Origin of the sequence: Peterkaempfera griseoplana (genome assembly GCF_001418575.1) — a bacterium.
GTDB lineage: Bacteria > Actinomycetota > Actinomycetes > Streptomycetales > Streptomycetaceae > Peterkaempfera > Peterkaempfera griseoplana.
In genome coordinates this window covers 1-11,750 of record NZ_LIQR01000502.1, presented here as the reverse complement: position 1 = coordinate 11,750, position 11,750 = coordinate 1, and the positions used below count along the sequence as shown (strand labels likewise).

The window sequence follows — 11,750 nt, the reverse complement described above, 5'->3', positions numbered from 1 at the left end:
CCGCGGTGAGCCGGTCCAGCCGGTGGGCCGGGCTGAGCGCGGGCAGCGCCAGGTCGCGGCGGAGCCGCGCCAGGGCGGTCTCGGTGACATGGCGGCCGCGCGGTGTGGTGGCGAGGAAGTGCGGCTTGTCGACCACGACCAGGTGCTCGTCGCGGTGCAGCACCTCCACCGGGAAGGGCACCGGCACCTCGGGGGGCAGTTCGCGGTGGAACCAGAGGAACGCCCCGGGCGTGAAGGGCGTGTCCGCGGCCACCGGCCCGTCGACCCCGACGACGGCCCGGTCCCGCAGCATCGCGTCGACCCGGTCGGGCCCCGCCGCGGCCAGCCGCTCCACCAGGTGGTCGCGTACGGTGGCCCACGGGCCCTCGAAGGGCAGCCGGAGCCGGACGGGGTCGATCCCGTCGCGCTGCGGCAGGGGTGCGGGCGGCACCCTGGGCTTGCGTCTCATCGCGGCAAGCCTACGGTGCCGGCGTCCGCTCCCGGCCGGGCGGCGCCCGCGCCGCAGGTCCGGCGCAGGCCGCGGTGTGGGCCGGTGCCGGGTGGGCATTATTCGGACGACGGAACCCGCCCTCCGGTGCTAGCTTCCACGACCATGATCCCGCTCGACGAGAACGACATCCGCGGCTCCTTCGTGAACTGCTCGAAGGGCGAGGCCCGCAGGCTCGCGACACCCCGTGATCTCGCCGACCTGCCCTGGGCCGACCTGGACTTCCTGGGCTGGCGGGACCCGGGCGCCCCCGACCGGGGCCATTTGGTCGCGCAGCACCGCGGGGAGCTGGTGGGCATCGTGCTGCGGGCTCCGCAGGGTCCGCGCCGCAGTTTCACCAGGACCACCGTGTGCTCGATCTGCGTCACCCCGCACGCCGGATCCGGGGTCTCGCTGCTGGCCGCGCCCCGTGCGGGCGCGGCGGGGCGCCAGGGCAACACCGTCGGCACCTATATGTGCGCGGACCTGGCCTGCCCGCTCTACGTCCGCGGGCGCAAGCGGACCGAGCTGGTCAGTCGCTACGAGGAGTCCCTCACCGTGGAGGAGCAGATCAGCCGGATGCTCGGCAATCTGGACGGCTTTCTGCAGCAGGTGCTCGGGGCCTAGCTGTAGGAGGCCAGAACGTTGGTGACGTGGTCGGCTAGCTGAGAGGCCGGTGGTTGGCCCCCTGCTCCGCTGTGGGGACGGTGGTAGTTGTAGTGGACGTTCCAGACGCCGAGGGCTGCACGGCCCTGATCTTCAGATAGCCAAGTGTGGGCGTAGAGGAATTCCTCGGCGATGATCCGGTTGTAGCGCTCCACCTTGCCGTTGTGTCGCGGGGTGTAGGGCGTGATCCGCTGGTGGCGTGACCCGAGGAGTGCTCGGGCGAACGTGTTGGCGCGGTAGCAGGCTCCGTTGTCGGTGACGATCCGTTCGATGTGGGTGATGCCGTGGGCGGCGAACCATGCTCCCGCCCTGTGCATGAACGCGATGGCGGTTGCTGCTTTCTCGTCGGGCAGGGCCTCGGTGTAGGCGACTCGGCTGAACCCGTCGACGGCAGAGTGGAGGTAGATGTAGCCGCCGCGCCCGCTTTTCTTCTTGCGACGCTCGACGTTCTTGGCCTGTTCGCTGCCGCGTCCGTGGGCTCTCCAGCCGCCGCCGTCAGGGATCCGGCCGACCTTCTTAACATCGACGTGAACCATGTGCCCGGGGCGGCGCGCGTTGATCTTCCGCGGCTCCCGGTTCGATTGGCCGTTCGGGTCAATGAACTTGCGGTGGTTCAGCCCGAGCGCGAGCAGGTGCCGTGACACTGTGCGGCGGCTGATCGTGACGCCCTCCGTCTGGAGCTCGAACGCAATCCGGGACGCCGACCATTTCTGGCCGCGCCGGAGGTCTTCGATCCGGGCCACGACAGCGGCGTCTGTCGCGGTCGGCTGGCGCCGCGGGGTTGAAGGGAGATCGTGCAAGCCCAGCTCACCGTGGCGGCGGTAGCGGTTGACCCACTTCGACGCGCAGGCACGGGATATCCCCATCTCCGCTGCGACGTGGGCGATCGGCCGCGTCTTGCATCGCTCGACGAGTCGACGGCGTCCTTCGATGGATAAAGGTGCGTTGGCGTGCGTCACGAGAAGGCTCCTTGAGGCGGCGCAGAACGGGGTCGCGAACAGCGGCTCGCGACCCCGTTCTGCATGCAGGTCATCGCTTGCTCGCCGAAGCCGTTCTGTGGCACGGCGGTTCGGCGGCTGGGCAGTGGTGAAGAAGTGTCAGGCGGTGAGGCGTGCGCCGCCGTCTGTTTCGATGACGGTTCCGGTGATGTTGGGGTTGGTGGCCAGCAGCACGATGGCCTCGGCGACCTCCGGGGCGGTGGCTATGCGCTTGGTGGGCAGGGCGTCGGCGGCCTGCTTGAAGAACGCGGCTCGGTCCTCGGCGGCGAGTCCGTCCCACCAGGGCGTGTCGACGTATCCCGGCGAGACGGCGTTGACCCGGATCGGCGCCAGTTCGGCAGCGAGCGGTTGAACGAGCCCTTCGATGGCGGCGTTGAGCGAGCCGATCCCGGCTGTGCCGGGCAGGGCAGCCCTCGCTGTGACGGCTCCGACGAGGGTGATCGAGGCGTCCTCGCTGAGGTGAGAGAGCGAGGCCTGGAGAGCGATGACGGTGGGCCAGTACTTCTCCTCGAACGCCTGCCGCAGGCCATCGAGCGGCAAGTCGCCGAGCGGGCCGGCGCCGCCCTTGCCGGCGAGGGTGATGACGAGGTGGCGGATCGGGGCGATCTTCGCTGCGAGCGCGGCGGCCGCCTCCGCGTCGGCGGCGTCGAGAACGTGTCCGTGGACGTCTCCGTCGATGGCCACGGTTGCCCGGTTGAGCCGCTCTGTGTTTCGTCCGGCGATGTGCACCGCGTGTCCTCGGCTGGCGAGTTGTCGGGCGACCGCCAGGCCGACCCCCGACGTGCCGCCGATCACGAGTGCAGTGGACATGTTCACTCCTTATTTCGAGACGTGACGTCTCGCATGAGCGTAGCACTATTTCTAGACGTTACGTCTCGATAATGGGTTAGGCTGGCACGCATGACCGGCGCGACGACACCCGCCCGCGGCCGCAGGCGAAGCGAGCAGACGAGGCTCGCGATCCTCACCGCGGCCTACGAACTCACGACCGAGGTCGGCTTCCCAGACCTCACCATCGAGGGCATCGCCGCCCGCGCCGGGGCAGGCAAGCAGACCGTGTACCGCTGGTGGCCCACAAAGGCGGACGTCCTGCTCGAAGCCCTGGCGCTCAAGGCAGATCTGAAGGTCTCAACCGCGGACCAGGGGTCATTCGATGCGGAGCTGGACGCGTTCCTGCGTGACTCCGCCGCCCTGATGGCCTTCCCGGGAGTGGTCCCCGTCCTGCGCTCCTTGATGGCCGAGGCGCAGCGCGATGCAGACTTCCGGCGCCGCTTCCAGGACGGCTTCCTGGCCAAACGCAGGGCCGCGCTCGAGACCGTCGTCGAGCGGGCCGCAGCCCGCGGCGACAAGCCCGCTCACCTGACGGCTGCCTTCGCCGCCGACCTGGTGTTCGGCCTGATCTGGTATCGGGTCCTCGCCACCGAGCGCCTGCTCGGCCAAGACGACATCACCGCCATCCGACGACTGCTGAACGAACACCCCGGCGAGGAGTAGCGCATGCCCGATCGAACCATCGTCATCACAGGAGCAACCGACGGGCTGGGCCGCGCACTCAGCGTCGCCCTCGCACGCCAGCCCGCAACGACGCTCATCCTCCACGGACGCAACCAGAGCCGGCTCGACGAACTGGCCACCACACTGGCCGATGCACCGGCCTCGATCCACACGGTCCGAGCCGACTTCTCCGAGATGGCCCAAGTGCACCGTCTTGCCGACGAGATCACCGAGTTCACCGATCACGTCTCGGTGCTGGTCAACAACGCCGGCATCGGCGGCGGCGAACCCGACGGGACCCACCGCCGGCTCACCGACGAAGGGCACGAGCTCCGCTTCGCGGTCAACCATCTCGCCCCGTTCGCGCTGACCCGGCGCCTGCTGCCACTGCTCGACCGGGGAGCCCCCGCCCGCATCGTCAACGTCGCGTCGATCGGCCAGGCCCCGATCGACTTCGATGACCCCACCCTCGAACACGGCTACTCGGGCATGCGCGCCTACGGCCAGTCCAAACTGGCGATGATCGCCACGGGCTTCGTGCTCGCCCGACAACTCGACCCGCACAGGGTCACGATCAACAGCTTGCACCCGGCCACCTTCATGCCGACCAAGATGGTTCTGGATTCGGTCGGTTACAGCATCGACTCTCTTGATGACGGCCTGCAGGCCACCCTGCGCCTCATCCTCGCCCCTCAACTCGACGGGGTGACCGGACAGTTCTACGACCGTACCCGTGCCGCAAAGGCACACGCCGATGCCTACGATCCGAGCATCCAGCAGGAGCTCTGGGACCTCAGCACCAGACTCACCAAGCGCCCCGAATGACCCTCGAAGATCCAACGGCACTGCCCGACACCCCGCCGGCGCCATCAACGTCATGACCCGCAACACCTAGCGGGCCGCGGCCCGCAGGTCCGCCGGCACCGACGGAGCGTCAGGAACCGTCCCTGGAGCGCCCGGGGCCGGTGTCGTCCAGGTAGCTGGCGAGGCCGCGCACGATGATCTCCAGGCCGAGTTCGAACCGTTCGTCCTGGGTCTCCTCGGCCATCCGGCCGGACAGGGCGACCAGATGGGGGAAGCGGTCCGTGGGGAGTGCGGCCAGGTAGGCCTGCATCTCGGCGCGCTGCCGCTTCCAGCTCTCCGTCCCGTCCTCGTCCGACTCCCGCAGCCGGTCCGCCCAGACGCCCTCCTCGAGGGCGAAGCCGTCCAGATAGGTGGAGAGCACATCGCCGGCCACCGCGCTGATCCGGTCGGGCAGCCCGGCGGTGCGGAAGATGGCCAGCAGCTGTTCGAGCTTGGGCAGCAGGTCGGCGGTGAACGGCGCATGGGCCATGGAGATACGGGCCATGTCCCGGTGCTCCAGCAGGCGGGCCCGTCCGGCGCGGGCGTAGTCCCTGATCTGGTCCTGCCAGTGCTCGGGGTCGGGGGCGGGCAGCTCGAAGCCGTCGAACAGCCGGTGGTACATCAGCTCCAGCAGCTCGTCCTTGGCGCTGACGTGGGCGTAGAGCGCGGAGACCGCCACCGTGAGCTCCGCCGCGACCTGGCGCATCGACAGGCCGTCGAGTCCCTCGCGGTCCAGCACGGTGAAGGCGGCGTCGACGATCCGGTCCCGGGTGAGCGGCACTCTGGCCGCCGCCGGTCGCCTGCGTGACTTCTCCCAGGGGGTCGGCGGCAGTGCGTCCTGGCTCATGGGGATCAGTGTAGGCCGTTCGCTGAACACCGCTCTGGTGGGTGAACGCCGCTCTGAAACGCGATATATCTTGTCTTCCTCCGGGTTGAGCTCTATCGTGAAGAACGGTGTTCATGAAGAGAACGGCGATCAGGTATGGTGAACGCCGTTCATCAAACTGGGGAGTTCTTCGACATGACCACAACGGGGGTCGCGCCCGACCGCGCGGCAGTCACCGGGCCCGCGCCGCACCGCTGGCGCTGGGCCGCTCTGTTCGTCATCCTGGCCGCCGAGGTGATGGACCTCCTCGACGCCATGGTCACCAACATCGCCGGTCCCTCCATGCGGGCCGACCTGGGCGGCGGTGCCAGCGTCATCCAGTGGCTCGGCGCCGCCTACACGCTCTCCATGGCCGTCGGCCTGATCACCGGAGGCCGGCTCGGCGACATCCACGGGCGCAGGCGGATGTTCGTGGTGGGCGCCGTCGGCTTCACCGCAGGCTCGCTGCTCTGCGCCGTCTCCCGCTCGCCGGAGATGCTGATCGCCGCCCGCGTGATGCAGGGTCTCTTCGGCTCGGTGATGCTGCCGCAGGGCCTCGGCATGATCAAGGAGATGTTCCCGCCCAAGGAGATGCAGGCCGCGTTCGGCATGTTCGGCCCCGTGATGGGCCTCTCCGCGGTCGGCGGCCCGATCCTGGCCGGCTGGCTGGTCGACGCCGACTACCTGGGTACCGGCTGGCGCATGATCTTCCTGATCAATCTGCCGCTCGGCCTGGCCGCGGTGCTGGGAGCCCTGCGGTTCCTGCCGCGAGGACGCTCCGACAACCCGCCACGGCTGGATATCCCGGGCATGCTGCTGGTCTCGCTGGCGGCACTGCTCGTCATCTTCCCGCTGGTCCAGGGGCGCGAGTACGGCTGGCCGCTCTGGTCCTTCGCCATGATGGCCGCCTCGCTGCTGGTCTTCGCCCTCTTCGGCTGGTACGAGGCACGCCGCAGCAGGGCGGGCGGCGACCCGCTGGTCGTCCCCACCCTCTTCCGCAAGCGCGGCTTCAGCGGCGGCATGGTGGTCGGACTGGTCTTCTTCTCCGGCATGACCGGTTTCACCCTGGTCTTCAACCTGTACACCCAGATGGGCCTCGGCTACTCCACCCTCAAGGCCGGACTCGCCATGGTCCCCTGGTCCGCGGGCATGATCGTGGGCTTCGGGGTCGCCCAGGCGGTCCGCAAGTTCGGCCGCCGGGTGCTGCACGGCGGCGCCCTGGTGATGGCGCTCGGTGTGCTCGGCATCTGGATCACCCTGCAGGCCGCCGGGATCGGCGTCAGCCCCTGGCAGCTCACCCCGGCCCTGCTGGTCACCGGGCTGGGCATGGGCCTGCTGATGGCCCCCTTCTTCGACATCGTGCTGGCCGGTGTGGAGGCGCATGAGACCGGGTCCGCGGCCGGCACCATGACGGCCATGCAGCAGCTCGGCGGCGCTTTCGGCGTGGCCCTGCTGGGCACCGTCTTCCTCGGCCTGCTCGGCGGAGGTGTCGCCTCCGCGGCGGACGGCGCCGCCCCCGCGCTGCGCACCCGGCTCGCGGCGGTGCAGGTCACCGGTGCGGCCCAGGACGCGGTCGTCCAGGGCGTCCGGGACTGCGTCCATGACCGCGCGGTGGCCAAGGACCCCACCGCAACCCCGGCCGCGTGCACCCGCCTCGAGCGGACCGCCAGGAGCGCGGCGCACTCGCCCGGGGCCGCCGCGGCGGTCGGCCAGGCCCTCCAGCAGAGCGGCCAGGACTCCTTCAAGCAGGGCTTCGGCTCGGCGATGAAGGCCATCCTCTGGGTGGTCGACGGCATGCTGCTGCTGACCTTCCTCTTCGCCTTCCTGCTGCCCCGTCAGGCCCGGGAGGACGAGGACGCCGTCGGCCACTGACCGGCCCCGCCCGCACGTCCCCAGGAGGCGGGCCGGGACGCCCCCCGGCGTCCCGGCCCGCCTTCCGGCCGTCTCAGCAGAGGTGGACGTCGGTCACATAGTCGGCGTCGGTCCCGTAGCCGGCGAAGGTGATCCGGTCGCCCGGGGCGGTGTACCGGCAGGGGCTCACGGCTCCGTCGGTGTAGTCGAGCTGCACCGAGTACGGCTGTGAGCAGTCGTTGCTGACGAAGGTGTAGCGCCAGTCGCTGGTGCTGGTGATGCAGGGCGGAGCGGGGACGTGCTCGTCGCCGCCGGCGGCCGTCGCCGGTGCGGCCGCCCCGGCGCCGAGCAGCGCCGCCAGGGCGGCCGTGCCCGCCGTTCGTCGTCCACTGCGGTGCATGGTCTTTCCCCCACGGTCGGTCGGCCGGTCGGAGTCCGGCCGGTTCACCGGGAACCCTAGCCCGAGCTGAAATGCCTTGCAGAAAGTTGCAGAACTTCCTTGCGAAACGATGGTTGACGGGTCGTGCAGGATGAGCGCATGAACCTCGACATCACCCGGGTCCGCAGCTGCTTTCCCGCCCTCGACCAGGGCGTCGCCTACTTCGACGGCCCCGGGGGCACCCAGGTGCCACGGGCTGTCGGGCAGGCCGTGGCGGACACCCTCTGCGGGGGCATCGCCAACCGCGGCACCGTGACCGCCGCCGAGCGGCGCGCCGAGGCCGTGGTGGCCGGCGCCCGGGCGGCGATGGCCGACCTGCTGGACTGCCCGGCCGAGGGGGTGGTCTTCGCCCGGTCGATGACCCAGGCCACCTACGACCTGGCGCGGGCGCTGGCCAAGCAGTGGGGGCCGGGTGACGAGGTGGTGGTGACACGGCTGGACCACGACGCCAACATCAGGCCCTGGACGACCGCGGCCGAGGCCGCCGGGGCCACGGTCCGCTGGGCCGGGTTCGACCCGGTGACGGGGGAGCTGACAGTGGACGACATCGCCGCCGTACTCTCCCCCCGCACCCGGCTGGTGGCGGTGACGGCCGCCTCCAACCTGCTGGGCACCCGGCCCGACATCCCGGCGATCGCCGCCGGCGCGCACGCCGTCGGAGCCCTGGTCCATGTGGACGGGGTGCACCTCACCCCGCACGCCGCCGTCTCGGTGGCCGAGCTGGGCGCGGACTTCTACGCCTGCTCGCCCTACAAGTTCTTCGGGCCGCACCACGGGGTGCTGGCCGCGGCCCCGGAACTGCTGGCTGCCGTCCACCCCGACAAGCTGCTGCCGTCCACCGACGCCGTCCCCGAGCGGTTCGAACTGGGCACCCTGCCCTATGAGCTGCTGGCGGGCACCGCCGCCGCCGTGGACTTCATCGCCGCCCTCGCCCCGTCCTCCGCCGCCACCCGGCGCGGCCGGCTGCTGGACTCCATGCGCCTGGTCGAGGCTCATGAGGAGCAGCTCTTCCAGCGCCTGCTCGACGGGCTGGCCGCGCTCCCCGGCGTCACCCTGCACGGCGCACCCGGACGGCGTACCCCCACCGCCCTGTTCAGTGTGGCCGGCCACGCGCCCGGCGCGGTCCACCGGCATCTGGCGGAGCGTCAGGTCAACGCCCCCGCCGGTACCTTCTACGCCGTCGAGGCCGCCCGCCACAGCGGGCTCGGCGACGCCGGAGCGGTGCGCGCCGGTCTCGCCCCCTACAACAGCACCGAGGACGTCGACCGCCTGCTGGCCGGCGTCGCCGAACTGGTGGGCGCCCGGTGAGCGACACCGCCCCCGCCGCCGTGCGGATCGAGCGGGACGGCCCGGTGTTCACGGTGGTCCTCAGTCGCCCCGGGGTCCGCAACGCCGTCGACGGACCCACCGCCGCTCTGCTCGCCGCTGCCTTCCGGGAGTTCGACGCCGATCCGGACGCCGCCGTGGCCGTGCTGTGGGGCGAGGGTGGCACCTTCTGCGCCGGAGCCGACCTCAAGGCCGTCGGCACGGAAAGGGGCAACCAGGTGCTGCCCGAGGGCGACGGGCCCATGGGGCCGACCCGGATGCGGCTCGGCAAGCCCGTGATCGCCGCGGTCGCGGGGCATGCGGTGGCCGGCGGGCTGGAGCTGGCCGCCTGGTGCGACCTGCGGGTCGCCGAGGAGGACGCGGTCTTCGGAGTCTTCTGCCGCCGCTGGGGCGTGCCCCTGGTGGACGGCGGCACCGTACGGCTGCCGCGGCTGATCGGGGAGAGCCGGGCCATGGACATGATCCTCACCGGACGCCCGGTCCCCGCCCGTGAGGCCCATGCCATCGGCCTCGTCAACCGGCTGGTCCCCGCCGGGCAGGCCCGTCCGGCGGCGGAACTGCTCGCCCGGGAGATCGCGGCCTTCCCCCAGCTGTGCCTGCGCCACGACCGGCTCTCGGTGCGCGAGCAGCACGGCCTGGGCGAGCAGGAGGCGCTCGCCGCCGAGTACCGCCACGGCATGGTCCCGCTGGCCGAGGGGGAGACCGCGCGCGGCGCCGGACGCTTCGCCCGCGGTGCCGGGCGCCATGGATCCTTCGCCGACTGAGGCACGCCGGCCGGGCAGTACGGGACCGCCCTGTACGGGCCGGCGCCCGTGACCGGACCGGCCGGGCGGGGGTTGTCGGGGCGGGAGGTGGTCAGTCATGGCCGGTACGGGTCGGGCGGAGCGGCCGGAGCGGGAGGACCCCGGGACGGCCGCACTGAAGTGCTTCGGACGCCAGCTGAAACTGTTCCGGGAGCGGGCGGGACTGACACAGGCGGCGCTGGGCCGGCAGATCGGGTACTCCGACGAACTGGTCGGATCGGTGGAGCAGGGGCGGAGGGTCGCGCAGCCGGCGTTCATCGACGCGGCGGACCGGGCGCTGGACGCGGGCGGAGTGCTGGCGGCGGCGAAGGAGAGCGTGGCCAACGCGCGCTATCCGGAGTGGTTCCGGGACTTCGCCAGGATGGAGGCCGAGGCGCTCGAACTCCACGCCTACGACACCATGGTGGTCAACGGGCTGCTCCAGACCGAGGAGTACGCGCGGGCCGTCTTCACCCTGCGGCGTCCGCTGCTGGACGAGGACGTCGTGGAGCAGCGGGTGACGGCCCGGCTGGAGCGGCAGGCGGTTCTCACCCGGAAGCCGCCGCCGCTTCTGGGCTTCGTCCTGGACGAGGCGGTACTCCGCCGTACGGTGGGCGATGTCGGCGTGATGCGGGGGCAGTTGAGGCACCTGCTGGCGGTGGGCGGGCTGCGGAACGTGGACATCCAGGTGATGCCGCTAGCCCGTGAGGACCACGCCGGACTGGGCGGTCCGCTCACCCTGATCACCCCGAAGAACGGCCGGACTGTGGCCTACCAGGAAGGGCACGGGCATAGCAGACTGATCACCGACGCTCCGGGGGTCCGGGCGGGTGCCGCACGGCACGGCGTCATCCGGGCACAGGCCCTGACGCCTCGTGAGTCGATGAATTTCGTCGAGACACTGCTGGGGGAGTCATGAACACCGACGGTTCCGCGGCCGGCGCCACCGGCGCGGCCTGGTTCAGGAGCAGTCACAGCGACGGCGAGGGCGGCCAGTGCGTCGAGGTGTCCGTCGGTGCCGGGGCCGTCCGGGTGCGGGACTCCAAGGACCGCGAGGGCCCGCTGCTCTCCTTCACAGCGGAGGCATGGACGGCGTTCGTGGACTTCGCCGCCGGGCGGTGAGTCCGGTGGGGTTCTTCGCGGAGCTGCCCGCCGGGCCGGGGCGGGAGCCGCTGCCGGGCCGTGAGGCATGGGAACGGCCCGAAGGCGTCCTGCCGGGGACGGTCCCGTACAACCTGCTGCTGGTGCGCAACGAGCGGGCGGCCGTGTCGGTCGGCAGCATCCGGGCGTATCCGGAAGGGTTCGAGTTCACCGTCCACGCCAGGGTGCGGCGCACCGGCCCCGACGCGTGGCCCTTCGACCCGCTGGGCCACCGGCCGGGGGCCGCGGCGCCCGGAGAGCGGCTGCGGCTGGGTCTGCTCTTCGCCGACGGACGGCGGGCCGAGGCGCACGGCGGGATCGGGAACCCCGGAGCGGGGCCGGGGGAAGTGCATCTGATGGCTCAGGGCGCGACCGCGGGCGGCAGCGGCTGGGACGGCGACTTCTGGGTGCACCCGCTGCCGCCGCCGGGGCCGCTGCGTTTTGTGGTGTCCTGGCGGGAGCAGGGCGTGGACGAGGTGAGCGGCGCGCTGGACGGCACGGTGATCCGGACGGGGGCGCGGCAGGCGGTCGTCCTCTGGCCGGACGCCGAGCCGTACCCGGACCCGCCGGGCGCACGAGTGCGCACCTTCACGCTCCGGCTGACCTCGGAGGACGAGCCACCCGCGGAGTGAACCGGCCGCTCGGGGCGTGGCATCCTCGGGGGTGTGAACGCCGTACCGCCGCACCTGCCGCCCGAACTCCGCAACCCGGTCGGGGCACATGTGCCGGTGGCCGGGCGGGGGCTGGTGGGCACCGGGCTGGCCTACGCCGAGCGGGTCGGGGCGGAGGCGGTGCAGGTCTTCGTCGCCAATCCGCGGGGATGGGCCACACCGCCGGGCGACCCGGCACGGGACGCGGCGTTCAGGGAGGCCTGCGCCGT

13 protein-coding genes and 2 pseudogenes are annotated in these 11,750 nt (G+C 71.7%); 10 read left to right on the top strand and 5 right to left on the bottom strand.

The window, feature by feature from the left end:
- A pseudogene (locus AOK09_RS31185) lies at nt 1–448 on the bottom strand (pseudouridylate synthase); the annotation flags it as partial.
- A 144-nt stretch (nt 449–592) separates the two neighbouring features.
- On the opposite strand from AOK09_RS31185, the gene AOK09_RS31180 reads away from it, so the two are divergent.
- On the top strand, nt 593–1,093 hold the full coding sequence (locus tag AOK09_RS31180) for an FBP domain-containing protein (RefSeq protein WP_055590586.1): 501 nt from the start codon (nt 593–595) through the stop codon (nt 1,091–1,093).
- On the opposite strand, the gene AOK09_RS31175 is transcribed toward AOK09_RS31180, so the two are convergent.
- Together AOK09_RS31175 and AOK09_RS31170 are read right to left on the bottom strand one after the other, a co-directional pair.
- Entirely contained in the window at nt 1,090–2,091 is a 1,002-nt protein-coding gene (locus AOK09_RS31175; RefSeq protein ID WP_063796130.1) for an IS481 family transposase, read from the bottom strand. The two genes, AOK09_RS31180 and AOK09_RS31175, sit on opposite strands and share 4 nt — an antisense overlap.
- A 138-nt stretch (nt 2,092–2,229) precedes the next feature.
- Nucleotides 2,230–2,940, bottom strand: a complete 711-nt coding sequence (locus AOK09_RS31170; protein ID WP_055590584.1) for an SDR family oxidoreductase — start codon at nt 2,938–2,940, stop codon at nt 2,230–2,232.
- A 90-nt stretch (nt 2,941–3,030) separates the two neighbouring features.
- Here AOK09_RS31170 and AOK09_RS31165 point away from each other — a divergent pair, with 90 nt between their 5' ends.
- Nucleotides 3,031–3,624 (top strand): TetR/AcrR family transcriptional regulator, encoded by a 594-nt coding sequence (locus AOK09_RS31165; RefSeq protein ID WP_055590583.1) that lies wholly within the window; start codon nt 3,031–3,033, stop codon nt 3,622–3,624.
- A 3-nt stretch (nt 3,625–3,627) separates the two neighbouring features.
- The gene (locus tag AOK09_RS31160) at nt 3,628–4,449 is read left to right on the top strand and encodes an SDR family NAD(P)-dependent oxidoreductase (RefSeq protein ID WP_055590582.1); all 822 of its coding nucleotides are present in this window, start codon (nt 3,628–3,630) and stop codon (nt 4,447–4,449) included.
- Between the two features lie 109 nt (nt 4,450–4,558).
- On the opposite strand, the gene AOK09_RS31155 is transcribed toward AOK09_RS31160, so the two are convergent.
- A complete protein-coding gene (locus AOK09_RS31155) occupies nt 4,559–5,314 on the bottom strand; it encodes a TetR/AcrR family transcriptional regulator (RefSeq protein WP_055590581.1) in 756 nt (251 codons plus the stop codon).
- Nucleotides 5,315–5,488: 174 nt separating this feature from the next.
- Here AOK09_RS31155 and AOK09_RS31150 point away from each other — a divergent pair, with 174 nt between their 5' ends.
- A complete protein-coding gene (locus AOK09_RS31150) occupies nt 5,489–7,204 on the top strand; it encodes an MFS transporter (protein ID WP_055590580.1) in 1,716 nt (571 codons plus the stop codon).
- A gap of 73 nt (nt 7,205–7,277) precedes the next feature.
- On the opposite strand, the gene AOK09_RS31145 is transcribed toward AOK09_RS31150, so the two are convergent.
- Nucleotides 7,278–7,583 carry a hypothetical protein gene (locus AOK09_RS31145; RefSeq protein ID WP_055590587.1) on the bottom strand — a complete coding sequence of 102 codons (306 nt, stop codon included), beginning with the start codon at nt 7,581–7,583 and terminating at the stop codon, nt 7,278–7,280.
- Between the two features lie 138 nt (nt 7,584–7,721).
- On the opposite strand from AOK09_RS31145, the gene AOK09_RS31140 reads away from it, so the two are divergent.
- From AOK09_RS31140 to AOK09_RS31115, 6 genes and pseudogenes are all read left to right on the top strand, one after another.
- Nucleotides 7,722–8,930 (top strand): cysteine desulfurase-like protein, encoded by a 1,209-nt coding sequence (locus tag AOK09_RS31140; protein ID WP_055590579.1) that lies wholly within the window; start codon nt 7,722–7,724, stop codon nt 8,928–8,930.
- Complete coding sequence (locus AOK09_RS31135) at nt 8,927–9,712, top strand: crotonase/enoyl-CoA hydratase family protein (protein WP_055590578.1); 786 nt, start codon at nt 8,927–8,929, stop codon at nt 9,710–9,712. Before AOK09_RS31140 ends, AOK09_RS31135 begins: the two co-directional genes overlap by 4 nt.
- A 97-nt stretch (nt 9,713–9,809) precedes the next feature.
- Nucleotides 9,810–10,649, top strand: coding sequence for a helix-turn-helix domain-containing protein (locus AOK09_RS31130; protein ID WP_055590577.1), 840 nt, complete (start codon nt 9,810–9,812; stop codon nt 10,647–10,649).
- A complete protein-coding gene (locus AOK09_RS31125) occupies nt 10,646–10,852 on the top strand; it encodes a DUF397 domain-containing protein (protein WP_055590576.1) in 207 nt (68 codons plus the stop codon). The genes AOK09_RS31130 and AOK09_RS31125 overlap by 4 nt, the downstream gene beginning before the upstream one ends.
- Complete coding sequence (locus AOK09_RS31120; RefSeq protein ID WP_169797085.1) at nt 10,816–11,502, top strand: hypothetical protein; 687 nt, start codon at nt 10,816–10,818, stop codon at nt 11,500–11,502. Before AOK09_RS31125 ends, AOK09_RS31120 begins: the two co-directional genes overlap by 37 nt.
- A 33-nt stretch (nt 11,503–11,535) precedes the next feature.
- Nucleotides 11,536–11,750, top strand: a pseudogene (locus AOK09_RS31115) (deoxyribonuclease IV); the annotation flags it as partial.